The 23,772-nt window shown below is 26.8% G+C and carries 28 protein-coding genes and 1 pseudogene; 26 read left to right on the top strand and 3 right to left on the bottom strand.

Annotated elements, in window-relative coordinates; all coding sequences use genetic code 11:
* Positions 1-118: 118 nt before the first annotated feature.
* The 24 genes from ACTG47_RS19880 (at position 119) to ACTG47_RS19765 (ending at position 19,846) form a co-directional block, all read left to right on the top strand.
* Positions 119-1,060 carry a hypothetical protein gene (locus ACTG47_RS19880; protein WP_479927162.1) on the top strand — a complete coding sequence of 314 codons (942 nt, stop codon included), beginning with the start codon at positions 119-121 and terminating at the stop codon, positions 1,058-1,060.
* 179 nt (positions 1,061-1,239) lie between these two features.
* Positions 1,240-1,488, top strand: coding sequence for a hypothetical protein (locus ACTG47_RS19875; protein ID WP_227866565.1), 249 nt, complete (start codon positions 1,240-1,242; stop codon positions 1,486-1,488).
* Positions 1,489-1,496: 8 nt separating this feature from the next.
* Positions 1,497-2,936, top strand: coding sequence for a hypothetical protein (locus ACTG47_RS19870; protein ID WP_479927161.1), 1,440 nt, complete (start codon positions 1,497-1,499; stop codon positions 2,934-2,936).
* 118 nt (positions 2,937-3,054) lie between these two features.
* A complete protein-coding gene (locus tag ACTG47_RS19865; RefSeq protein WP_021383106.1) occupies positions 3,055-3,333 on the top strand; it encodes an HU family DNA-binding protein in 279 nt (92 codons plus the stop codon).
* A 159-nt stretch (positions 3,334-3,492) separates the two neighbouring features.
* Entirely contained in the window at positions 3,493-3,678 is a 186-nt protein-coding gene (locus tag ACTG47_RS19860) for a hypothetical protein (protein WP_479927160.1), read from the top strand.
* A gap of 80 nt (positions 3,679-3,758) precedes the next feature.
* Positions 3,759-4,958 carry a metallophosphoesterase gene (locus ACTG47_RS19855; RefSeq protein WP_479927159.1) on the top strand — a complete coding sequence of 400 codons (1,200 nt, stop codon included), beginning with the start codon at positions 3,759-3,761 and terminating at the stop codon, positions 4,956-4,958.
* 130 nt (positions 4,959-5,088) lie between these two features.
* Complete coding sequence (locus tag ACTG47_RS19850; RefSeq protein ID WP_479927158.1) at positions 5,089-5,916, top strand: hypothetical protein; 828 nt, start codon at positions 5,089-5,091, stop codon at positions 5,914-5,916.
* The gene (locus ACTG47_RS19845; RefSeq protein ID WP_223153130.1) at positions 5,906-7,681 is read left to right on the top strand and encodes a terminase large subunit; all 1,776 of its coding nucleotides are present in this window, start codon (positions 5,906-5,908) and stop codon (positions 7,679-7,681) included. The genes ACTG47_RS19850 and ACTG47_RS19845 overlap by 11 nt, the downstream gene beginning before the upstream one ends.
* Positions 7,650-9,134, top strand: a complete 1,485-nt coding sequence (locus tag ACTG47_RS19840; protein WP_479927157.1) for a hypothetical protein — start codon at positions 7,650-7,652, stop codon at positions 9,132-9,134. Before ACTG47_RS19845 ends, ACTG47_RS19840 begins: the two co-directional genes overlap by 32 nt.
* Positions 9,097-9,324 carry a hypothetical protein gene (locus tag ACTG47_RS19835; RefSeq protein WP_021383029.1) on the top strand — a complete coding sequence of 76 codons (228 nt, stop codon included), beginning with the start codon at positions 9,097-9,099 and terminating at the stop codon, positions 9,322-9,324. The genes ACTG47_RS19840 and ACTG47_RS19835 overlap by 38 nt, the downstream gene beginning before the upstream one ends.
* Positions 9,325-9,336: 12 nt before the next feature.
* Positions 9,337-10,719 (top strand): hypothetical protein, encoded by a 1,383-nt coding sequence (locus ACTG47_RS19830; protein WP_479927156.1) that lies wholly within the window; start codon positions 9,337-9,339, stop codon positions 10,717-10,719.
* Between the two features lie 41 nt (positions 10,720-10,760).
* Positions 10,761-11,219, top strand: a complete 459-nt coding sequence (locus tag ACTG47_RS19825) for a hypothetical protein (RefSeq protein ID WP_479927155.1) — start codon at positions 10,761-10,763, stop codon at positions 11,217-11,219.
* 66 nt (positions 11,220-11,285) lie between these two features.
* Positions 11,286-12,257: a hypothetical protein gene (locus tag ACTG47_RS19820; protein WP_479927154.1), complete on the top strand. Its 972-nt coding sequence runs from the start codon at positions 11,286-11,288 to the stop codon at positions 12,255-12,257.
* 25 nt (positions 12,258-12,282) lie between these two features.
* Positions 12,283-12,852 (top strand): hypothetical protein, encoded by a 570-nt coding sequence (locus ACTG47_RS19815; RefSeq protein ID WP_479927153.1) that lies wholly within the window; start codon positions 12,283-12,285, stop codon positions 12,850-12,852.
* Positions 12,842-13,498, top strand: coding sequence for a hypothetical protein (locus ACTG47_RS19810; protein WP_479927152.1), 657 nt, complete (start codon positions 12,842-12,844; stop codon positions 13,496-13,498). The genes ACTG47_RS19815 and ACTG47_RS19810 overlap by 11 nt, the downstream gene beginning before the upstream one ends.
* A complete protein-coding gene (locus tag ACTG47_RS19805; protein WP_479927151.1) occupies positions 13,491-14,483 on the top strand; it encodes a hypothetical protein in 993 nt (330 codons plus the stop codon). Before ACTG47_RS19810 ends, ACTG47_RS19805 begins: the two co-directional genes overlap by 8 nt.
* A 59-nt stretch (positions 14,484-14,542) precedes the next feature.
* Entirely contained in the window at positions 14,543-14,992 is a 450-nt protein-coding gene (locus ACTG47_RS19800) for a hypothetical protein (protein WP_479927150.1), read from the top strand.
* A complete protein-coding gene (locus ACTG47_RS19795) occupies positions 14,992-15,792 on the top strand; it encodes a hypothetical protein (protein WP_479927149.1) in 801 nt (266 codons plus the stop codon). Before ACTG47_RS19800 ends, ACTG47_RS19795 begins: the two co-directional genes overlap by 1 nt.
* Before the next feature lie 40 nt (positions 15,793-15,832).
* Complete coding sequence (locus tag ACTG47_RS19790; protein ID WP_227863445.1) at positions 15,833-16,648, top strand: hypothetical protein; 816 nt, start codon at positions 15,833-15,835, stop codon at positions 16,646-16,648.
* Between the two features lie 80 nt (positions 16,649-16,728).
* Positions 16,729-17,532: a phage tail domain-containing protein gene (locus tag ACTG47_RS19785; RefSeq protein ID WP_479927148.1), complete on the top strand. Its 804-nt coding sequence runs from the start codon at positions 16,729-16,731 to the stop codon at positions 17,530-17,532.
* Positions 17,533-17,545: 13 nt separating this feature from the next.
* Positions 17,546-17,995, top strand: a complete 450-nt coding sequence (locus ACTG47_RS19780) for a hypothetical protein (protein WP_479927147.1) — start codon at positions 17,546-17,548, stop codon at positions 17,993-17,995.
* Positions 17,996-18,430 (top strand): hypothetical protein, encoded by a 435-nt coding sequence (locus ACTG47_RS19775; protein WP_021383114.1) that lies wholly within the window; start codon positions 17,996-17,998, stop codon positions 18,428-18,430.
* An 89-nt stretch (positions 18,431-18,519) separates the two neighbouring features.
* On the top strand, positions 18,520-19,557 hold the full coding sequence (locus tag ACTG47_RS19770) for a YHYH domain-containing protein (RefSeq protein ID WP_479927146.1): 1,038 nt from the start codon (positions 18,520-18,522) through the stop codon (positions 19,555-19,557).
* 85 nt (positions 19,558-19,642) lie between these two features.
* Positions 19,643-19,846 carry a DUF4236 domain-containing protein gene (locus ACTG47_RS19765; protein ID WP_021383048.1) on the top strand — a complete coding sequence of 68 codons (204 nt, stop codon included), beginning with the start codon at positions 19,643-19,645 and terminating at the stop codon, positions 19,844-19,846.
* 64 nt (positions 19,847-19,910) lie between these two features.
* On the opposite strand, the gene ACTG47_RS19760 is transcribed toward ACTG47_RS19765, so the two are convergent.
* Positions 19,911-20,162, bottom strand: coding sequence for a hypothetical protein (locus ACTG47_RS19760; protein WP_479927145.1), 252 nt, complete (start codon positions 20,160-20,162; stop codon positions 19,911-19,913).
* Between the two features lie 79 nt (positions 20,163-20,241).
* Positions 20,242-20,670: a helix-turn-helix domain-containing protein gene (locus tag ACTG47_RS19755; protein ID WP_479927144.1), complete on the bottom strand. Its 429-nt coding sequence runs from the start codon at positions 20,668-20,670 to the stop codon at positions 20,242-20,244.
* A gap of 408 nt (positions 20,671-21,078) precedes the next feature.
* Between ACTG47_RS19755 and ACTG47_RS19750 the strand changes: the two genes are divergently transcribed.
* Entirely contained in the window at positions 21,079-22,293 is a 1,215-nt protein-coding gene (locus ACTG47_RS19750) for a DNA-methyltransferase (RefSeq protein ID WP_479927189.1), read from the top strand.
* A 31-nt stretch (positions 22,294-22,324) separates the two neighbouring features.
* Here ACTG47_RS19750 and ACTG47_RS19745 read toward each other — a convergent pair whose 3' ends face one another.
* Positions 22,325-23,056: an ApaLI family restriction endonuclease gene (locus ACTG47_RS19745; RefSeq protein ID WP_479927143.1), complete on the bottom strand. Its 732-nt coding sequence runs from the start codon at positions 23,054-23,056 to the stop codon at positions 22,325-22,327.
* 232 nt (positions 23,057-23,288) lie between these two features.
* Between ACTG47_RS19745 and ACTG47_RS19740 the strand changes: the two are divergent.
* A pseudogene (locus ACTG47_RS19740) lies at positions 23,289-23,645 on the top strand (phage antirepressor KilAC domain-containing protein); the annotation flags it as partial.
* Positions 23,646-23,772 lie beyond the last annotated feature (127 nt).

Here is a 23,772-nt window from a genome sequence, read left to right as displayed (position 1 = left end):
TTATAATGAAAATATACTATAAACAAAGATATTATTATTCATGAAGCTTTAATTTATAATAATTTTAACATAGTTTTATATAAACATTGTATTAAATTAATAAATAAAGAGGAAGGGTGTGATACTTATAAATAAAGGTAATGAATTTGTAAAAAGTGTAATTGTAACAGACAATAGAACTGGAGAAATAGTGGAACATCGAGGAATGAAAAGAGGCGAAATAGTCGAGATTAACAAAAGAAAAGTATGTTTTACACCAGAGCAAAAAGCTATTATGAATAATAAAAAAGAATTACCATCTCACAATTTTAAGCTAGGGGGCTTTGTATTCTGTGCTTATGTGAAAAATGAATTGTTATTTAATGAAATAAGTATAAGTAGAGCAAATATCAGTAGATTAATATATCTTACAACATATTTAAATTACAATACAGGAGAAGAAAACTTATTAGTGAAATATTCTAAATATAAAGAAATAGTCCCTATAGATAGAAAGAATATGAGAGAAATATTAAATCTTAAAGACAGAGCATTTAGAGAGTTTCTAACAGATGTAAAGAAAAACAATTTATTATATGAAAGTCATGGAAAATTTTATATAAGCACAGAGTATTTTACAAAAGGCATTTCTAAATTTAAAGATAAAGACTATACAAGAATATATATAAACACAAGTAGGTTCCTCTATGAACACAGCACTCCAAGACAACATAAACAATTAAGCTATATATATCAACTCATACCATATATACATTTCGAAAGTAATATATTATGTTTAAATCCAAATGAATTAGATATATCAAAATTAGAAAAAATGAGTTTACACACAATTTGTGAATTATTAAATGTTAGTACAATAAAACAAGACATGAATAGATTTAAAAAAGAATTGCTAAAATTTTATATAAAGTTAGATGAAAATAGGTTTTATGTTTTTAAATATGTAATAGTAGAAGGAACTTATAAAAGTATGGATTACTTTATTATAAATCCTTATGTTGTTTGGAGAGGTAATAATTTAAACATTGCTAAAAGAACAATTAATTTATGCTTTTTCTAAATAAGTTTCTAAGATATAAGAGGTAATAAACCTTAAAAAATTGAAAAAGTTCAGTAAAAACAGCTGAAAAATAAAATTTATAGGTGGCATAGAAATGTGACTAAAATACAAAAAACTGGCATAAAAATGTTACTTATAGATAATAGCATTTAATATTGTTAGCAAGATAAAGGTGAAATATGAAAAAAGAAGAATTAAAGGTAATATACTTAGAAGATTTATGCGAGTTAGAAAAAACAAGTATACATAGAAATACATATCAGATTTTTGATGAAGAATATGAAGGTGAAATAGATAGATACTATGAATTAAGCCAAAGATCTTCATATGAAATAATTAATAGAAAACACAAAGAAGATTTCAAAGATGAGTTATGGGATTATGATGATACAAATTATAATGACAGATTACAAGGAAGGGAGATATAATCTTTTTAATGTACAATAATAACAATTTTTATGAAAATATAAATGGTAGATATGTTCAAGATTACATAAAGAATTTGGATTATAGTATAGATGATTGTGAAGATAGAATTACGTATGTAGAAGAAATATTAGAAATTAAACATACTTGGTTTGAAGAAGTAAGTAGAAATTATACAGATAAATACTATAATTCTGTTTCAAAAAGAAACGAAGAGGTTATTACAAAAGTAAAGTATCAAGAGAAAAAACAGTTTAATAATGAATTTTGGGAAGAAATATTTGAACAAACTTCAGATAGCCCTTTAAATAAAGATGGTATATATTATGTAGACAAAAATGGTGAAGAAGTAGCAATGGAGTATAAGAGATTTATTAAGTGGTGTAAATTAAAAGATATAAGTCCAACTGAATATGTAGGTGCAGTTAATCCATTTAGTAGTAGTGAAGGAACATGGGATTATAACAATAATGATACTTCTAAAGTTAAATTAATATTAAATAAAAATGATAGCACATATTCAACATCAAATATAGCTAAAAGCTTAGAAATATTAGCTAGTTACATATTAGCAGTAGATGATAAAAGTAAAGAAACTAAAACAAAAATGTACAATTCAAAAGAACTTTTCAAAAGAGCATGTCAAGAAGAGGCTCTTCTAAATAAAATAGCTACAGTCAATGGTGAAAATACATATTCAAAAGCTTCAAATAAAGATGAACTCAAAGAAGATAATTCATTTGCAATTTTCCAGATACCCAAAAACTATAAAAAAATAAAAGATATTAAAATAAAATCTAAAGATATTAAAAAATATCCTATGTTAAAAATGTATTCAGATACTTATGAATGGTATAAAAGCAAATATAAGGAACTAGGATATAGAGAATTAAATAAGGAAGACTTGAAGATAAAAAGGGTAGTTAGAAAGAATTTGAAATTATTAAAAAATGACATGATTGATGCTAAAAATTCAATAGAAAGACCTATTGTTTGGAAGGCACCATTAAAAGACTCTGGTAACCCTGATTGGAATTATTTAAATATGTTTGATAAAACCCATGTCAAAGAACTTTTAAGAGTTCAGAAAGGAAATGATTTACAGGATGATTTATCATGTATTGTTATGGATTTAAATAACATTATTTCCAAGATTGAATTTACTAAAATACAAATAGATATATTAAGCATGTATAGGAGAGATAAATCTTTGGAGTATATTTCTGATATTATGAATATAACTTCTCCAGCAGTAAGCAAACAAATTGATAAAATAGTAAATAAAATAATTAGTACTTATGAAAAAGAGTATGAAGAAAAGTACTATTATATGTCTGTTTGCAAAGGAAAGTACAAGAAGTGTAGCAGATGTGGGGAAATCAAATTATTATCTAAATTCGATAAGAATGGGAAAAAAGGATATAGGTCAAACTGTAAGAATTGCAACTAGTTGGTGGGGAAAAGTGGTTAAGAAAATGCTTGTTTAAAACATATTAATAGTGTAAGGGGATAAAAATAAGACCTCTTATTATCAAATGAAAATTATATGAAAAAGGGAGATTGGAAATATGAAGACTAAAGAATTTATAAAAATAATAGCAGATGGGCTAGAGATATCACAGATAAAAGCAAGAGAAATACTTGATGTGATAGAAGAAAAAAGAAATGAAGTATTAAAAAGCGGTGATGAGTTGACTCTTATGGGAGTAAAATATTTAACTAAGGTACAAAAAGGTAGAGAGGGTGAAATAACCCTTGAAAATGGAACTAAAAAGCTTTGGAAATCAGAAGATAAGATAATACCTAAATTAAAAGCAGTTAAATCCTTAAAAGATGCAGTAAAATAATGTATAGTACTATATATACTTGATATAATAGGAGTTAGAGGCTTATCTAGCTCCTTAATTTAAATAATTTTTATAATTGATTTAAACCCTGGGAAATAAATAATTCCCAGTAGATTTTATAATAAAAACATATAAAAAATAAATTTAAGGAAGATATTTATGAAAAATAATAAAGGAACTGTTTTAGAAAAATGTGAAATAGTAAAAGAAGAAGATGGAACAATAAAGATTGTAGAACATTTAAAAGACAGAGATCATGAGGTATTACTTAGTGATATTTTAGATAAATATGCTGGTGATACAGATTTAAATATAACAATTAGATTAAGTGAAACAATAGTCTAAGATTAGTATCTTAGACTATTTATTTTTTTACTAATATATTGATAATGATATTTATTTAATAAAATAGGGAGATATTAAATATGGAAGATATATTAAAGAGAAAAGAAAAAGAGACATTAGAAGATTATAGATTCAGAATTAGACTAGCAAAAGTTAATAAAGAAGTAGATTTAGATTGGGGTGAAATAGTTGAACTATTGGGTTTAGAATGTTCACCAGATCATTGTAGAAAAATCTCATATGGTTTAAAAGAGGCACATGATTATATTAATTCAAACATTCCAAAAGATTTTAATGAAGAAAAATTAAATGATATAGAAGAAAAGATATTAGAATTAAAAAAGATTAGAGTACAAATATCTGATGAAAGAGCTTTAGTTAATAGAAAAATAAGGGAATATTCAAGGCTAGATAGTATAATTAATTTATTTAATAAAAAAATAAATGAGAAATCACATTATAAGCCACTTTTAGAAACTTATAATTACAAAAGATATGAGCCTTTAAATCAAGAAGCTATTATTCTTATTTCTGATATTCATTATGGATTGGAAGTAATTAATTCATTTAATAGATATAACACTGAAATATTTAAAGTACGAATAAATTATTTGAAAAGTAGGATTGTAGAATATTGTGAACTTCATAAAATTAAGAGATTGCATATAATGCTACTTGGAGACTTAATTTCTGGTCATATACATAATTCTATAAGATTAGAGAATAGAGAGAATATAGTTGAACAAATTATAGAAGTATCTGAAATACTCAGTGACTTTATATATGAGCTATCTCAGAGAATTGATGAAGTTGTAGTTTATTCAGTAGGAGGAAATCATGATAGAGTTCTTCCAAAGAAAGATGAAAATTTAGATAAAGATAATTTTACACTATTAATAGATGAATATATAAAATTAAGAATTAATAATATAAATAATGTTATATTTCAAAACAATGTACAAGACAATGATATAATAATAGCCAAAATATGTGGAAATACATGTCTAGGAGTCCATGGAGATAAGGATAAAATATCAACTGCAATTCCTAAGCTTACATCTCTAATAAAAGTCATTCCTGATTATATCTTCATGGCTCATCTACATAATTGTAAAGAAGATAGTTTTGGAGAAAGTGAAATATGTGTAAATGGAAGTTTCTGCGGAACAGATACATACGCTAAAAATCTAAGATTAAGTTCATATGCAATGCAAAAATTTATGATATTTAATGAAAATGGAAGATTGTGTACTTATAATATAAATTTAAGTAAACTATAAACTATTTATTAAGAGCTGAGTTAAGTTTATAGTTGTAGACTTATCTCAGCTCTTAATTGAACTGAATCTCCCTATTAACCACTAGGGAGTTAATTCTCTAGTGGTTTTTTTATGGTGGTGATAATAATATATGGCAGTAAATAAGAAAAAATGTTCTTGCTGTAAACAAGAAAAATATGAAGAAAGATATTTCTGGAAAAGTTATAGTTATATATATTTAGATAGTGGAAGATTACCTGTGTGCAAAGAATGTTTTAAAAACATCTTTGATAGACTAGAAAATAAATATAATAGCAATATAAAAGCATTAAAACATACATGTCTTAATTTTGATATTTATTTTGATGATAAGTTAGCAAGTGAATTGAGAAATAAAAAAATTGAAGACTTTATTGATGAATATATGAAGATTATTAATCGAAATTCAAGATATCGAGGAAAGGCATCAATTGATAATTCTATAGAAGATAAGATTAATTGTGGTTTTGAAGCAAATGAAGTAAAAATAAATAATGATATGGTTGAAAGATGGGGAGCTGGGCTAAGAGAAGAAGATTATATGTTCTTAGAAAATAAGTTTAACGAGTTTTCTACTGCATATCAATGTAAAAGACCTGCTGAAAAGATGCTATTAGAACAAATATCTAAATGTTTATTAAGAAGTGATGAGGCACTAAGAAATGGTGATGCTACAGGATTTGAGAAAATGAATACCTTAATATCAAAACTTATGAATGATGCAAATATAAAGCCTATTCAAGAAGCAAGTTTAGCGGAAAATGAAACTATTACATGGGGTACATGGATTGATAAGATAGAGAATTATAGACCTATAGGAGAGCCTTCAGAGCAATTTAAAGATGTAGATAAAATAAAAACATATATTAATAAGTGGTTTATAGGGCAAATGAGAAAAGTATTTGACTTAGCCAGTGAGGACAATCCAAATGACAACTAAAACTAGAAAGTTAGATAATCATGAGATTAATTCAGATAAAACTAAAGCTTTTGAAGAAGGTATAATTGAATGGACTAAGTTCTATAGAGAAAATCCTCATAGATTTTGTATAGATTATTTTGGACTCAATTTGTATTTAGTTCAAAGCATTTTAATATATATGTTTGACAAAGTTAACTATGCAATGCTTATATGTGCTAGAGGATTTGCAAAGAGTTGGATTGCTGCTGTATATGCATGTTGTAGGGCTGTTTTATACCCAAATTCTAAAATTGGTATAGCTGCATTTACTAAATCACAGGCAGAACTTATTATAAGAGAAAAGATAGAAAAAGAATTAGTAAAACAATCTCCTATGTTAGCTAGAGAGATTAAAAAGATAGAATATAATAATAAATTTTCTAAAGTAACATTTCACAATGGAAGTACTATAGAAGCTATAGTCTCAAATGAGCAATCAAGAGGTTTCCGTTTTAATATACTTATTGTAGATGAGTTTAGATTGGTAAAAAAAGAGATACAAGATAGAATTCTTAAACCATTTTTAAATGTAAGTAGAAATCTGAAATTTAAAAAAGATGGGAAATATGAAGATTATCCTCCAGAACCTAATAAAGAATTGTATTTAAGTAGTGCATGGTTTAGGATGCATGAAGCATATGATAAATTTAAATTGTATGTGAAAGATATGATAGATGGTAGAGATAAATTTGTACTTAATTGTAATTATAAACTTTCTCTTCATCATGGAATACTGGATAAAGAAAGAGCAGATGAAATGAAAAGAGAAATGGATGCCGTTTCTTGGATTATGGAGATGGAATCACTTTTCTTTGGAGAAAATGAAGATGCGATATTTAAATCATCTTATGTAAATCCATGTAGGACATTAAAAAATCCATTTTATCCTCCAACAGATTTGGAAGTGTTATCTGCTAAAAACGGAAAAATAAAGTGTAATCTACAAAAAAGAAAAGGTGAACTAAGGATAATTTCTGCTGACATTGCTATCGCAGAAGGAGACAATAATGATAACTCAGTATATACATGTTGGAGATTATTGCCCGAGAAAGATTATTATGAAAGAATGGTTGTTCATATAGAATCTCATAATGGTATGAAGCCAGATAAACAAGCAATAAGATTAAAGCAATTGTTCTTTGATTTTGAAGCAGATTTCTTAGTTATAGACACTCAAGGAGTAGGGCAAAGTGTTTTATCTGATTTACTTAGAGTTAATTATGATGATGCTAGAAATAAAGAATATAATGCATTTTCTCACACTAATACAAATCATTTACATAATAATTTTATTACGAAAGAGAATTATCCAGTTATATTTGAGATTAAGGCATATGGACAAATAAATCATGATTGTATAATTGGTTTACTGGATGTATTTCTAAAAAATAGAATAAAATTACCTATAAATGATGTAGAGGCTAATGATATGTTAAGTAGTACATCTGGGTATGCAAAGAAAAATTATACAGACCAAGCAAGAATGATATTACCATATAAACAAACTACACTACTTGTAAACGAATTAATTAACTTAGAAACTGTTAAAAATGATGGTCAAAAGTGGCTTAAAGTTAAAGAAAAAGGGAAAGCACGAAAAGACAGATATTCTTCTTTAGCATATGGGAATTATCTAGCAAATTTACTGGATATAGAATTAAAAAAGAGAAATAGTAAAGAAAATGGACAAATAATTTCATTCTGGTCAGGAGGTGGAAACCATAATAGAACTCAAAGGAGATAAAAAAGATTATACTTTAGACCAAATAAAATACTTAAATGAGCAACTAAGGCAAAGAAATTATGCAATGATAGAAAATACTATAAATCTGTCAAATGAAATGTATAAGATAAGAAATATAAGTAGAGACCAAGTAAGAAAAGCTATGACAGACCCTTACAAAAACGTAGAATTACTACAAAAGGTAAGTCTTTTACTTAAAGAAACGTCTGGCACATATAAAAGAATTCTAAATATGATTTCAACCATGAATACATTTGACCATTATATAATACCAGCAAATATTTCTAAATTCAAAGATAAAGATGATTATATCAACTCTTTTTTTAAGTCAGCTACATTTCTAAAAAAATATCAACTTAAACATATTTGTACTTGGATAACTGAAAAAGTATTAGAGCAAGGGGAAATATACTTATATAAAATTGAAGATTCAAAATGTATAATGATGCAACAAATACCAGCTTCTTATTGCACAATAACATCCAAAGTAAATGGGGTATTAAGGTATGGCATTGATTTACGAAAAATAAATAGAAAGACCTTATCAGCATTTCCAGTAGAAGTTCAAGACGCATATAAAAAATTAAATGATGGAAGATTAAAAAAAGAAGACTTAATAGAAAATAAGTACTATGAATTAAGTGATAACGCAGTAGCATTCAATATGGATATTGATTCAACAAAGGGAATACCATTTTTTAGCTTTTTATTTGATGATATTTTAGAGCTTGAAGATATGAAAGATTTAAAGGGTTCTAATGCTATTATTGAAAGTATTAAGCTAATACATGGAAAAGTACCTTATGGTAAAGATGGTGAACCATTAGTTGCATTTGATTTATTAAGTGCATACTACCATGATATAAAATCAAACTTACCAGCAGGGACATCTGTAGCAGTAACTCCACTAGATATGGAGGGGATTAATCTAAGTGATGGAAAATCAAAGATTAATGATTATGTTAAAGAAGCAAAAGAATTTATATTTGATAATGCTGGAATCAATACTGCTCTTTTTAACTCAGATAAAATAAACACAGAATCAATTGCAGATGGTGTTATAGCAGATAGTTTAATACCAATGAGAATTCAAAATGAAATAGAGACATGGATAAATTATGAATTAAATAAAAAGAACTCATCTAAAGCATTCCAACTTTACTTTGTTGGTACAACTCATTTTAACCAATCTAAGATATCACAACAACTTAGAGAAAATATAAATAGTGTAGGAGATAGCAGGCTAGTATATTTAGCTAGTACTGGAAAAGAGCCAATTGAAATTGCTAATTTATATAAAGCAGAACAACTAATGGAAATAGATGATTTGTTGCCAGTTAAACAAGCTTCATATACATTTTCAAATAATGATGCTGGAAGGCCTACTAATGAAGACAAAGGTGATGGTGGTACAAATGGAAATAAAACAGATAGAAAAGATGAAAACAAATAATAAAAGATTTATTATTGCATTTACGAGTGATAAAAAAGACGAATTAATGAAAAAAGGATTTACTTTTATTAATGAAAATAAATGTGGTGAAGAATCATTTTATTTATTTGAAAATAAGCCTGATGAGATACTTAATTTTAATAAGGAAGATTTTAAAGATATAAGTTTTAGCGATGTAATGTTTATTTAAGGAGGTGAGACGTTGAAAGTAGTTAGTATTCCATGTGGATTTGAGACATTTTCTAATGAAGAAGATGATAGAAAATTAAATGTAAAACTAAAAATTTTACATGAAGGTAAAAATTTAAATAAAACTAAGTTTCAGTTGTCAACTATAAATGAAGCAGAATCAACTTTATCAGATATACCAATACTTGGATACATAAAATATGATGAAGAAGAAAATGCAGTAGATTTTGACGAGCATAATATGATAACTAAAGTTGTAAAAGATGAGGATGGCTACTCTATAGAGTATAAATTTTTAGAAAGACCGCTTGGTGTGATTCCAAATAATACTGAAATAACTTATACAGAAGAAGATGGAAAGACATATCTAAACTGTACAGGGCTTATATGGAAACATTACTCTAACTCAGCATATCAATTATTGACAGAGTCAAAGTCAAAAAGTGTAAGTATGGAAATAGCAGTTGAAGATGGAGAAGTTGATAAAGCTGATGGATATTATAATATTAAAAAATTTAGTTTTTTAGGAATTACTATTTTAGGAGATGATGTTGCATCTGGAATTGAGGGAGCATCTATAAATACATATAGTAATTTTTCAAAATATAAAAAAGCAATTTATGATATTTGTAAAGAAATGTATTCGTTTAAAGGGAAGGAGGAAGATATATTGAGTACAAATAAAAACTATGGACTATCAACAGAAAATATAAGAATTTCTATTAATAGTCAATTAAAAAATAAGATGGTTGAGGTTGAAGACCCTTACTGGGGAGGAAAATATACAACTAGAGAATATTATTTAAGAACTATTCTACCAGAAGAAAAAATAGCTATCTTAGAGGATAGCACCAACTATGGTAATTATTATGGAATATCATATTCTATAGATGGAGATGATGTTGTTTTAGATTATGAAAACAGAAAATCATATATAGAAGAATGGAGAGAGAAAAAAGAAGGGGAAGTTATAGAAAACTTTTCTAAAGAAGATACTTTAAAAGATTTAGTCCTTGAGAAATTTAATGAAAAAGAGACTGAAATAAAAAATTTAAATGAAGAACTGGAAAACTTAAGAGAATTTAAAGCCGATAAAGAAATGGAAGAATATAAAGAAAAAATTTCTAATGTTATCTCAGAATTTAGTTCATTAACAGAGGATGAAGTTAAGATTTTTAAAGAATCGGCTATAAACAAAGAACTATCTTTAGAGGAACTAAGAAAAGAGTTAAGTTTACTTGATTATGCTAAGTTAAAAGAAAACACGAAGAAATTTAATTCTGATAAGGGACTTATAGTTGAAGAAGCAAAAATAAATTATTCATCTACATTAGAAGATGAAAATAAAAATACAAAATCATATGAACAAATATTAAAAAAACACTCAAATAAGTAGTGTTTATTTTTTATAAAAAAAATAGAAAAGGAGATATAAAAATGGCAGATAAAGCGATATTAAATTGTGATATAGATAAATATCCAGATGTTGTAACAGCAAAAAATGGAAGTGATGTACTAGAAAATGGTGCAATAGTTGCATTAGGTGGCTTAGTCGATTCAGAGCTAGGAAACGATTGTTATAAAATAGAAAAGTTATCAGAAGGATGCAGATTTGGAATTTTAGACAGTGTTGCACTTCAATATGATGAAAGATTAGATGAAAGAGATTATGAATTAAAAGCAAATGAAATAGATAGAGTTAGATTACCTCATAGGGGGTTATGTATGACATTAGCTAAAAAACATTTTGATGGTGTAGTAGCCGTTGGAGATGAATTAGAACTTAAAACAGATACATATAAGCTTACAAAAAAAACTACAGGTGCAGTAGTTGCAAAAGTTGAAGAATTATATAGTTTCAATGGACAAGAATCAGTATATGTATCTTTTATGTAATAACAAATAGATGAACTGGAGACAGTTTTTTAAAAATGAAAATGACTAAAGAAAGGTGGAAAAAAGATGGCTATAGATATGATAGCATTAAAAGATTTATCAAATGATATATTAAACGGAAAAGTAAAAAATTATGCTCAGTGTGAGGATGCATTAAGAAAAGAAATAATAGATATATGCGGAGGGAAATGGGGACAATATACGTTCTTTGAAAATAAATATAAGATATTTCAAATATTATCTGAAACAATAACTGATAAAGTAAATAGATTAACTGAAGAAGCATTTTCAGATTTTTGTGATGTAGAAAACTTTGATTTAGGGAATAAAAAAGAATTTACAGTTAAAAATACTGATTTATTAAGAATTGCAAATATAGCTGAAGGTAAAAATAGTACAAGAAGACAAAGACTATTAGGTAAAAAAGTTCCTACATCTGCATTTAAATTAGCAATAGCTATATATGAAGAGTTTGATAGATTTATAGCTGGAAGAATAGATTGGTCTGAAATGGTAGATAGAGTATCTTCTACATTTCAACATCATATAGCAGAGGCAATAGCATCTACTATGGAAGGGGCTTACGCATCTGTGCATACTAATTTAAAAACTAGTGCTGCTTATTCAGATAAGGACTTAAAGAAAATAGTTAATAAAGTAAAAGGTGCTACTGGACAATCTGTTGCTATATATGGAACTCCAGAAGCAGTAGGAAATATAGAAGGTGTTGGAGCTGACTTAGATAAAGATGACAAAAGAAATTTTGGATATGTTAAAAACTTTAGTGGAACACCTGTAATAGAATTACCTAACTATTATGATGCTGAAAGAGATAAATGGGCATTAAGTAATAGTATTTTATATGTTATACCAAATGATGAGAAGATAATCAAATTAGGCTTTGAAGGCGACACAATGATAATAGAAAATACTGATGGAATAGCTAGAGATGACCAACAAATAGAGATGTTCATGTCAAGAAAAATGCATTTAGGTGTTGTTGTTGCTTCTAAATTTGGAATGTATAAAATACAATAATATTATTTAGAAGGGAGATTTTTTAATGGCTGCTAAGACAAAAAAAGATGTTTCAGAGGAAGTTGAACAAATAAAAACTTCTAAAAAAACATATAAACAATTAAGAAATGAACTGAGGAAACTCAAAGATGAGATAGAAGTAGAGATAATGAACTTAGATACTGGAACAGTTTTATATAGAGATAGAGATGAAAGATTAGTCTTTGAAATGAATAAAGTGGGGGAAAAGACATTTATTATACTATCTGACTTATATGAAATATCAAACAAACATAGAGGTTATTTTGAAAACTATCTTATAACTATAGTGGATGTTGATAGTGATGATTATACTGTTGAGGATATATTGGAGTATTTAAGTTTAAAAGATGTTTATGAAGGTTTAGGTGGATATGATTTAGATTACATAAATTATATATTATTAAAATTAGATAATGATAGATTTATGAATATAGTTGAAAAAGCTAATTATGGTTTAATAGAGTGTTTAGGCTCAAGAGTAATCGAATTATATAAAAAGGGTAAGTTTGATTCTCATTATAAGGAACGTTTAATAGCTACTAGACTAGGTTTACAAAGTTTATTTGAAGATTAAAGGTGATGTTATGGCTACACCAATAAAAGATATATATAAGCAATTTCTTTCTCTAATAAATGATGAGGAGATGCTATTACTTGAAGAAGAAATAATTGAGGATATGATGTATTCATATCTTCAAAAGGCTACATTTGATTTTTTTGAATGTAAAAAAGATTTATCTATAATAGGACAAGAAGAATATTGTATTACAATTCCAATTGACCAGTCAGAATATGTTTTTAATCAAATTAATAAAAATTATGATATTAATTTAATTGGTAAATCTACAAATAAAGAATATGAAATCAATAGAGATTATACTATAGAATTTAAAGAAGAAAATTGTGTAATAACCTTTGAAACAGAAACAGAAGAAGAGGTCTTATTTAAGAGTAAATATTTAGGTGAAATAGTTTCAGACCTTAATTTAGATGAAATAATTATATTAGCTTATGGAATGATGATTTGGTGGCTTCAACCTAAGATTCTTAGAGAAGAAAATTTAAAACAGATGTTAACTGACTCAGATTATAATACTAAGTCTGGTGCTAATATGTTAGCAAAGCTTTGTTTGTTAGAAGTTCAAATTAGAGAGCACCTTGCCAAATACAAGACAAGATATGTATATAAAGGTTTTAAAGGTTGGGATAAAATTGAATAGTTATATTAGTAATTATAAAAAAAGAATTGGACTAGGATGCTCAACTCCTAAAGAAAAAAGAATATTACAACTAAGATTAAGTTTTAAGAAATATTTAAAAGAAACACCAACCTGTATTGAAGTACCAATAACTGATATAGATGAAGTTTGTATAACAGAAGATACTAAAAAAGCTGTAGTTGCAATTAATGATATAACTAATAATGATAAAAGGTCACTAGATGAAAAAAATCTATTAGTTGAATCTGATTTAAATGTAGACATAGGTTGTTATCTTTTTTATGATAATTGTTATTGGTTGACTATCTTTAAAGAACATAAAGAAATGGATACATATAAGCATTTTATAATAAAAAGATGTAATCAATTCTTCAACTACAAATATAAAGGTCAATCATATAAGATTCCACTCTCAGTAGAAAACTTAACTTTATATTCTGATGGTATGGCAGATAATAAATATACATCTGTAGCAGATACAAAAAGACAACTTTATTTTGGAAGTAATCATATAACTAAAACTATAGATATTGACACTAGAATAATGTTAACTGGCAAAACTGTATTTAGAGTTACATCGGTAAATGACTTTGAGTATAATGGCAGAGAAACAGGCTCAGATGGACTTATTAAAGCTATATGTTTACAAGATGCTTTAATTTCAAAAGATGATACAATAAATAATATTGCTTATAATGAGCTATCTGAAAATGATAATGTAATTATACCTTTTAACAAAATAATAGGCGATGAATTTATAAACCTAGGAGAAGAAAATGAATACACTATAGACTACATGAGAGACGTTGAGTGGGTCTTAGACAAGCAGTATAGATTTTGTAATATAATTAATCAGAACGAGAAAACATGCATGCTACAGAGTGGTGTATTGGCTAAATACTCTGGTTTGGCAATATCTCTATTAGCTAAAGATAAAGAAACGAATGAGATAATAGACACCAAAAAGATAATACTAAGGGGGTAGGTATATGAGTTTATATGGTTTTCCCTAACAAGTTAATTTCAAATATTGGAACAACTCTAATGTCAAATCAAGATTTTGCTAAATTTATGATTTACAATGATGAATCCCAAAAAGATATTTTATCTATGCCTGATATAAAAAACCCAGTTAAAGAGCTTAGAAACAAGAAGGTATTTTTAAATAGAAGAGTGGAAAAAGTATTAAAAGAAGCAGATATATCAGTTTTCATAATTATGTCAGAGTATAGACCATGTTCTGAGGGAAGTAGGACAGTTAAAAAAACAAAGATAGAAATTGGTGTTGTCTGTCATGATGAATGCCAAGATACAGCAAATGGCCTAAGAGATGTTGCGTTGATGTGTTGCATAGTCGATATAATAACTCAAAATGAGGAAATAGCTGGTATAGGTAAGATTAAGTTAGAAAATGTATATCAAATGTATAATTTAAGTACTGATTATAATGGATTTGTAATAACTGTATCTGCTGAAAGTTTTGGTGATATGTAATGTTAGAAAATTACTATATTACAGGACTTCCAATTAAACTAGGTGAAACACTAGGAACTATATATCAACCTACTATTGAAGAGCTTATTAATTCAGATATGGCTAATTTAGAGATGGTCAACCCGTTTTTAATACTTGAGAAGAGTTATTCTCAGCTATGTAACGAGGAATCATTTGAACTAAAATGTAAATATGACACTATACCCATCTTAGATTTAATGATGTTAACATCAAGGAAAAACTCTTCTGAGAAAGTTGAATTAATTAGTGATAAAATAAAAAAATCTTTATCTATATTATATAAAACTGATATTAAAAATATTGAGTATATGAATAATATTAAAATTGGTATTTTAATCAAATCAGAAGATAAAAAGAAAAATGCTTTTATAAGCAGAGAAGATTTTGGATTAGTATCAGATTTAATTTTAGAAATGTTTTGTATTGATAAAAAAAGCTTCCAAGATGATGAAGATAAATGGATTGAAAATACTGGTTCTGAGAGAGAAAGAAAGTTAATTGAACACTTCAAAGAAAAGGAAAGAAAAAAAAGAGAAAAAGAAGCATATCATTTATGTGATTATATAAATATAGTTCAAAATATAGATGGGCATATTCATATAAATGAAATATTAAAAATGACTTATTGGCAACTGATTAATATTTATAAGACTAAAATTCAATTTAAGAATTATAATGAAAACTTAGGTTATGCATGGTCTTTTAAATACCAAATTGGAGCAGATAAGATGAAACATTGGTCTAAAGAAATAAAAATACAAACTAGCACTGTTAAATAGCAGTGTTATTTTTATGTAAAAATGAGAGGATGATTAAATAATGAGATTTGCGATAAAAGATGCAAGTAATATAATAGTAAAAAATAAAACAACTGGAGAACCACTTTTTTATACAGCAGATTTAAATGCTTTTAACTTTAAATTGGATTCAGAATCAGTTTATGCTAAAGCGAAAGGTGCGAATGCCATTGCCTTTGATGGGAGCGTGACTTGTAGTTTAGCACTTGAGCAAGAGGTAATACAAATGCCACAACTGGCAATGCTATTAGCTTCTGATATGGTTGAAGAATCTGCTAAGGTTGGTAAAAGAAAACTATTAACTTCTGATAGTACTAAGAAAGTTACTTTAGCAAATGTAAAACCAGTCACTAATAGTATATCTGTATATAGTGTTGAAAAAGATGGTATATCTTTAGTTAAGAAATTACAGTTTACTTCAACTGTAACAGGTTCTAACACAGAGATAACAATATCTACTGCTGATTTTAATGCAGGAGATAAGGTAGCGGTATTTTATTTAGAAGAGTTACCAAAAGCAAAAGTTATAAAAATAAAAGAAGAATCTACTGCTCCAAATTATGTAGTAGAGGCAGATGTTATGGCTAAAACTGCTGATGGTGAATATATGGTATTATATATGACTATTCCAAATGCAAAAGCACAAAGAAGTATAGAGTTAAATCTTACTGCTGAAAATCCATCTGGATTTAATATGACACTAGATGTTTTACCAGATGAAAATAAAGAATATGTAACATTTGCATTTGTTGGAAATGAAGATGTTAGCCCTGTTAGAATGGCTTCTATGTTAGGTGCTGAATTAATAGACGAAAAGGATGTTAAATCTAAGAAATAGTGAATTGCCCTACTCTTAATTGAGTAGGGGTTATTTTTTTAAGTTCAAATATAATTTTAATCGGATTTGAACTTAAAAAAATGAAAGAAGGTGATAAATTGGTATTTTTAGATGATAAGTTTTTATTCGATAATATATCTAGTGAATCTATGAACATCAAGTTAGTTACATTGGGCGATGATGATATTTTAAATGAATACGGATTACCTTATGAAGAAGCAATTAAATCTGATAATACTTTTAATAAGAATCCTTGTTACTCGGAGGATGAAACTACTATTGAACCCATAACATTACAATTCTGTTTGTGTAGTGAACATGGAGAGGCTTATGAGTGGGATGATTATACTTTAGAGAATATATGCAATTGGTTTTGGCAGAGAGAATTTAAACCATTTATATCCTTTGACAATATAGAAGAAATTTATTATTTGAAGGCAAGAAAGATAACAAAAAAGTATACAAAAGATAAAAAAGGTGTATTGGAAATAGAGTTTCAGCCATACACAAATTATGCTTATAAAAACTTTCAAAAGGTGATAACTGTTAAAGATACAAGAGAAATTAAACTAAATAATGTATCTAATGTAGATGAAGAATATGCCCCAGTAATTGATATTGAGTGTTTGAAAGAAGGAGATATAACTATTAAAAATGCTAGTATTAGTGATAATGAAGAAGATATTTTAACGATAACTGGATTAAAGTTAAATGAAAAAATAACAATAGATAATTTATACTATACTGTTTTAAATGACAATGGAGAGAATAGATTTAATATTGTTAATAGAAAGTGGATTAGGTTAAGAAGAGGTGTAAATATATTGAGATTTACTGGAAACTGTAAAGTTTCTATTAAGTGTAAATATCCAATAATAAAATAAGGGAGAGGTAGATATGAATAAGATACAAGTAGATAAATTAATGCAAGATGAGGTTAGAGCTATTATACCTATTGTAGATGAGAATGGTAAAGAGGAGTACATAGAGGTTAGAAATCCTGATAAGAAAACTAAGGAAGAGATATTAAATAAAATATGGGCTGGTATGGAAAATCCAGATTTAGCATTGTCTCAAGAAGATATTCTTAAAATGTTGGTTGATGAGTTGACTAATATTGAACTAAATATTGAAATAGAAAATTTAATAAATGGTAATATATCTAGTGAATTAGAAACTGTGATGTATCACATAGGTCAAATAGAAAATGAATTAACTGCATCTTTATTAATGAATACTGAGATTAAGTTAGGTCAGTTAAAAAATGAAATGTTACAAGATAGAGTACTTAAAGAGACTGAGGAAATTGAAAAGATGAATAATATCAAAGATAAGGTAGTGAATTAGATGGTATTTAAATCATTAGACGAAGTAGTTGCTTATACTAAAGTTAAGATTGCTGCATCTATGCCAGAAGTTGGAGAAGAAATGAAGGAAATTATGAAAGAAGAGGTAGTTAAACAGGCTTATGGAAGTTTTATTCCAACTATTTATGAAAGAACAGGAGATTTATTAGATGCTTCCGAAATAGCTGAGATTACTGCAAATTCTGTTACATCTGAGATAAAAGATAATGGAGGATGGAGTTCTCTTAGAGGTGGTCATTTCTTTCCTATGTATGGGTTTGAAGGTGGTAGTGTTTGGACTCATGGTAGCACTAAAGAAGAACCTAAGTTTAGACCAAAGACAAATATAATGAATGAAAGTGAAGCTAAAGTAAGAACTAAGATACCAAAGTGCTTTAAGTCTAAAATGAATGAATTAGGTGTACCATTAGGATAAGATTTTATCTTTGTCGAATTTTAGTGGTTTAAACATAATATATTGACTGATATAATAAAATCATAGAATATTTTAGGGGGAAATATATTATGTTTAAGAAAAAGTTAATAACTGTAATAATGAGTTTGGCTATGATTAGTATAGGGAGCTTTTCATATGCACATTCAGGAAGAACTGATTCATCTGGAGGCCATCGTGACAATAAGAATAAATCTGGATTAGGAAGCTATCACTATCATTGTGGTGGTTATCCAGCTCATCTACATAATAATGGTGGTTGTCCTTATACTAGTGGAGGAAGTAGCTCTGGAACAACAACCACTTCAGTTAATAATGAAGAAAAACAAAAAAAATCTGTTGGAGAAAAAGGATATAATCAAGGATACGAGGATGGGTATAAAGGAAGTTATAGTTCAGCAAGTTATAGTGGAGATTATAGTGATACATATGAATCAAAGTACTCAGAAGGATATGAAAAAGGAAAAGCTAAATTAGAAGAAGAAGAAAAGGCAACTGAAGAGGCTGGATATAATTTAGGACTTACAGGTGTTAAATCTAATAATAAATATGAAAAAGAAGCTTTAAAAAGTGCTTATGATACTGGATATTCGAATGGATACAATGAATATAAGACTAAAAAGATAGAAGAATATAAAGCTAAGGGAATCGAAGATAGTAATAAAGATAAAGAGAAAATGACTTTTGAAGAAAATATAGATTCTGAGTTTAAAGATGCTTACAATAGTGCCTATGATGAAATACAAGAGCAATTGAAGAATGATTATAATACTCAAGGATTTGAGAGTGCTATCAAAGGAGAAAAATTTGATACATCAACTATAGGTAATGTTAAATATTCTAATTGGTTTAAAGAAGGATATGATAATGGTAAAGTTAAGTTACCTAAAGTAAAGGAAGATATATATAATCAAGGATACAATGAAGAAGATTTTAGTGTACCAAGCGAAATGAAGTCTATTGAGACTAAGTTAAAAGGTATATATGATGATGGATTAGAAAAAAGAGAAGAAGAGAAAAGTAGAAATATTACATATGGTGTTGGAGCTGGAACTGTAGCAGTAGCTGCTGGAGTAGTATATAGAAAGAAAAAGCATAAAAAGATATAGATACTAGATATACCAATGATGACAAGTGTATGACAAATATAATTTTAAGTATATTTATTTGAAATATATAAGGGAGGTTGTATCTGTGGGATTTAATTTTAGAAAGAGCATAAATCTAGGTGGTGGAGTAAAATTAAATTTAGGGAAGAAAAGTGTAGGGATAAGTGCTGGTGTTAAAGGTGCTAGAGTATCAGTTAATTCAAAAGGAAGAAAATCGGCTACATTGAGTATACCTGGGACTGGAATATCATATACAAAAACTAGTACAAAGAAACGTAAACCTAAATAGATAGAAACAGGTATTAAAAGACAATCAATTGAGGTTGTCTTTTTTATTGAAGAAATATAATATTTTACATATTATTAAAAAGTAAATTATGAATTATAAAAATAATAAAAACGATAAGTATTAAAATTCCAATAGACATTTGTATTTTTTTATTATTTTTATAATTTATCCATGTCATTATACTTAATAGAGTTATGAATAATAAGATTATAACTGTTAATGGTATTTTAATTATATTTAATAATTCTAAAATTACTAATATCATTGATATTACTGAAATTATTAATGCTAAATCAGATAAGGATTTCTTTTTCATAAGATACCTCCAGTTTATATTGTATATTTATTATAAACTAATAATCGATTTGAAATTATTTTAATATAATAAAGAGATATTAATTATCCTCTTTTAGTCTCTCATATGCATTATCTATTATTCTATCTATAGCTTTTTTATCCACTTCATTTAGTTGCATGTATTTCCTAAGAACTTCTTTGACTTCATCATTGCAATTAGTATTTTTTAAGAATTTATTTATATCTTCTAAAGATTTAATGTCTTTTTTTTCATCAAGTATGTTGCTTATAGAAGTATCTTCATGTATATTTAAATTTACTGAATAGTTAGTTTTTGTATAACCTAATAGATAATCTGTAGTTACATTAAAATATTTAGCTAATTTGACAATAGATTCTGCAGGCGGAGTTCTTTTTTCATTTTCATACATACCTATAGTACCTTGCGTAACATTTAGAAATTCAGCTAATTCATGTTGTTTTAATCCAAATTTAATCCTAAGTTTTTTTAATCTTTTTCCGACCATGTACTACACCTCCAAATGTATTATAACACAAAAACTTACAATATATTATGTTTGACATTACTAAAAGTTGAGTGTATTATATAAATACTTAGAGTATTATAAATACTTAGAGTATTAAAAAACAATTCCTTGAAGAGAAGTACAAAAACTAAATAGTAATATGATTGTTTGAGGTTTTGTGCCACTTATAAGTTTGGATAGATGAGGTAAGAAAATAAGGTAAAATAAAAAAGTTTTCTAAAATGAAATATATAGGATTGAACAAGAACAAATCAATACATTATGATTTGGAATTATTAAAAAATAGATTATCTTGTATAATAGCTACTATATGATATAATACTATAAGTTAAATAGTTTTAAGTAAGGAAGGTAAAAATAATGAATGAATTATTACATAATGAATATATGCAAAGAAATTTAAATGCAAGTAAATACACTAATGAAGTTATCTTAGGAGATTGTTTGAGTATATTAGATAAATTAGATGAAAACAGTGTAGATTTAATTTACTTAGACCCACCATTTTTCACACAAAAGAAACAAAAATCAAAGAGCAAGGATAATACTGTAACATACAGCTTTGAAGACAAGTGGAATTCTATAGATGATTATAAAAAATATATTACAGAAAGATTATATAAAATGAAGAGTGTATTAAAAGATACTGGAAGTATCTTTTTACATTGTGATAAATTAGCATCACATTATTTAAGAGTAGCTTTAGATGAAGTATTTGGATATAATAATTTTCAAAGTGAAATAATCTGGAGTTATAAAAGATGGTCAAATTCTAAAAATGGATTACTAAACTCACATCAAACAATATATTTCTATAGTAAGAGTAATAACTTTAAATTTAATAAATTATATATTGATTATTCAGCAACTACTAATATTGATCAAATTTTACAAAAAAGAGTTAGAGATGAACATGGTAAGTCAAAGTATATGACAGATAAAGAGAACAATGTAATTATAGATGCAAATAAAAAGGGAGTACCTTTAGGAGATGTTTGGGAAATACCATATTTAAATCCAAAAGCAAAGGAAAGAACAGGTTATCCTACTCAAAAACCAATTTTGTTGTTAGAACAAATTATAAAAATTACAACAGATGAAAATGATATTGTATTAGATCCTTTTTGTGGTAGTGGAACAACTTTGGTAGCATCAAGTTTATTGCATAGAAATTACATCGGTATAGATATAAGTGAAGAGGCAATAGAACTATCAAAAAAAAGATTACTGGAAAAAATAAAAACTGAATCTTCCTTATTGAAAAAAGGTGTTGATAAGTATAAAACTAAAACTGAATTAGAGTTACAGATATTGTCAATATTTAATGCAGTAACAGTACAAAGAAATAAAGGTATAGATGGGTTTATAAATACAGGAGATTCAAATCAATTAATATCCTTAAGAATACAAAAAGAGAACGAAAAATTGAGTGAAGCAATAGGACATTTAAAGAAATCAAGTGAATCTAAAAACTGCTCGTATATGGTACTGGTAAGAGTAAGTGATGAAGACATTCCAATTGATTTAGATGAAAATATTTTAATAATAGATAAATTTGATTTGGCAGTAAAAAATTGGATTCATAAATTATATAAAGAGTAGGTAAATATTATTATATACCTACTCTTTTATATTATTGTTGTATTTTATCATAGTATGAAAAACCATTGCTGTTTTCTTTTGTAAATTTATCAAAGATGTGTAAAATATCAATTCCTGAATAATTATAAATATAATTAAAAGCATCTTTCCCAACATATGCTTCTCCATTTTTTTTATATAAAGCAGTTACTTTTGATTGTATAGTTTTTGCTTGTTTTCGTTCAGGCATAAAAAACATTATTCTGACTGGAATGAGACCTTCAGATAGAATACCTTTAATTTTATTTTCTTCTTTTTTAGTATGATCTCCATCTGTAGTGGCATCTTTCCATTTTATTTCATGAGCTTTATTATCCCAATGAGTATAACAATCTATTTGAAATTTTTTTGGAGATGAGCTTATTTTATTATAGAATATATATTCTACACCACCAAGTGCGATGATAGCAATATCTTCAATTAATGCTCCAGCATACTTAAATACAAATCTACCTATATTTTGATAAGAATCAATTAGTTTATGTTCATTATCTTTGATACCAAGAATAGTATAAATTGTAAAATGTTCATTGGAATCATGTTCCATCTCATCTAATCTTTCAGATATCGATTTTTGTAAAGCATTCCTATAAACACTTATGATTTTATCAATGTAATACAATTTAATATTAACTAGTTCATTAGCATCTACATTTTTAATATCAATAAAAAAATTTTCAAATAAATCATTAATGATTGCAGCTGTTTTAGATTTTTTACCCATATAAGTTCCTCCTTTCATAATTTATAAAATACTATTACATATTAGCATAATTTGTAAAAAAAGACTATATAACTAAGATATTTATAGAATATGCTTTATGTCTAACTTCATGTAATAAGTTTTATAAAATATAAAGTTGCAATATTAGGATAATTATTTTAATTATCCTAATTCTAAAATAATTATATTATAATATACGCGAAGAAACAAATAATAAGCAAAAGCAGATTATACAGGCTTAATACTTAGAAATAAAGGATTAGTAACTATAACTCAAATAGCAAAAGATTATGGTATGAGTGGTAAGGCTATGAATAACAAATTGAATGAGTTAGGAATTCAATTTAAACAGAGCGGTCAATGGTTATTAGAAAGTGATTATCAAGCCAAAGGATATACACATTCAAATATAATTGATATCGTAAAAGCTGATGGAGTTCCTGATATTAAAATAAATACTAAATGGACTCAAAAAGGAAGATTGATGATATATGAAAAACTTGAATCTATAGGAATATTGCCCACAATAAGAGAAACATGGAGCTTATATGACGGAGGACAAGATAGAAGAAAAAGTTCGCTAAACTAAATAAAATTAAAATATATATTTAATAACTGTCAAGGGGGCGATGTTTCATAGCTGCCTTGTTAAAGATGAAAGAGCAAAATGATATAATTTCAAGACATTGTAAGGGGGTCGTGAAACACGAGGTCGT

It is taken from the genome of Clostridioides sp. LIBA-6622 (assembly GCF_056716095.1).
This window is presented reverse-complemented; position numbering and strand designations above follow the sequence as displayed.

Coding starts and splice junctions, on each gene's coding strand:
- ACTG47_RS19825 (WP_479927155.1), top strand. CDS start 10,761: ATGGCAGATAAAGCGATATTAAATTGTGATATAGATAAATATCCAGAT.
- ACTG47_RS19820 (WP_479927154.1), top strand. CDS start 11,286: ATGGCTATAGATATGATAGCATTAAAAGATTTATCAAATGATATATTA.
- ACTG47_RS19795 (WP_479927149.1), top strand. CDS start 14,992: ATGTTAGAAAATTACTATATTACAGGACTTCCAATTAAACTAGGTGAA.
- ACTG47_RS19835 (WP_021383029.1), top strand. CDS start 9,097: ATGGAAATAAAACAGATAGAAAAGATGAAAACAAATAATAAAAGATTT.
- ACTG47_RS19815 (WP_479927153.1), top strand. CDS start 12,283: ATGGCTGCTAAGACAAAAAAAGATGTTTCAGAGGAAGTTGAACAAATA.
- ACTG47_RS19745 (WP_479927143.1), bottom strand. CDS start 23,056: ATGGGTAAAAAATCTAAAACAGCTGCAATCATTAATGATTTATTTGAA.
- ACTG47_RS19870 (WP_479927161.1), top strand. CDS start 1,497: ATGTACAATAATAACAATTTTTATGAAAATATAAATGGTAGATATGTT.
- ACTG47_RS19855 (WP_479927159.1), top strand. CDS start 3,759: ATGGAAGATATATTAAAGAGAAAAGAAAAAGAGACATTAGAAGATTAT.
- ACTG47_RS19780 (WP_479927147.1), top strand. CDS start 17,546: ATGAATAAGATACAAGTAGATAAATTAATGCAAGATGAGGTTAGAGCT.
- ACTG47_RS19850 (WP_479927158.1), top strand. CDS start 5,089: ATGGCAGTAAATAAGAAAAAATGTTCTTGCTGTAAACAAGAAAAATAT.
- ACTG47_RS19875 (WP_227866565.1), top strand. CDS start 1,240: ATGAAAAAAGAAGAATTAAAGGTAATATACTTAGAAGATTTATGCGAG.
- ACTG47_RS19750 (WP_479927189.1), top strand. CDS start 21,079: ATGCAAAGAAATTTAAATGCAAGTAAATACACTAATGAAGTTATCTTA.
- ACTG47_RS19770 (WP_479927146.1), top strand. CDS start 18,520: ATGTTTAAGAAAAAGTTAATAACTGTAATAATGAGTTTGGCTATGATT.
- ACTG47_RS19760 (WP_479927145.1), bottom strand. CDS start 20,162: ATGAAAAAGAAATCCTTATCTGATTTAGCATTAATAATTTCAGTAATA.
- ACTG47_RS19785 (WP_479927148.1), top strand. CDS start 16,729: ATGAAAGAAGGTGATAAATTGGTATTTTTAGATGATAAGTTTTTATTC.
- ACTG47_RS19790 (WP_227863445.1), top strand. CDS start 15,833: ATGAGATTTGCGATAAAAGATGCAAGTAATATAATAGTAAAAAATAAA.
- ACTG47_RS19800 (WP_479927150.1), top strand. CDS start 14,543: ATGTCAAATCAAGATTTTGCTAAATTTATGATTTACAATGATGAATCC.
- ACTG47_RS19865 (WP_021383106.1), top strand. CDS start 3,055: ATGAAGACTAAAGAATTTATAAAAATAATAGCAGATGGGCTAGAGATA.
- ACTG47_RS19860 (WP_479927160.1), top strand. CDS start 3,493: ATGAAAAATAATAAAGGAACTGTTTTAGAAAAATGTGAAATAGTAAAA.
- ACTG47_RS19755 (WP_479927144.1), bottom strand. CDS start 20,670: ATGGTCGGAAAAAGATTAAAAAAACTTAGGATTAAATTTGGATTAAAA.
- ACTG47_RS19845 (WP_223153130.1), top strand. CDS start 5,906: ATGACAACTAAAACTAGAAAGTTAGATAATCATGAGATTAATTCAGAT.
- ACTG47_RS19775 (WP_021383114.1), top strand. CDS start 17,996: ATGGTATTTAAATCATTAGACGAAGTAGTTGCTTATACTAAAGTTAAG.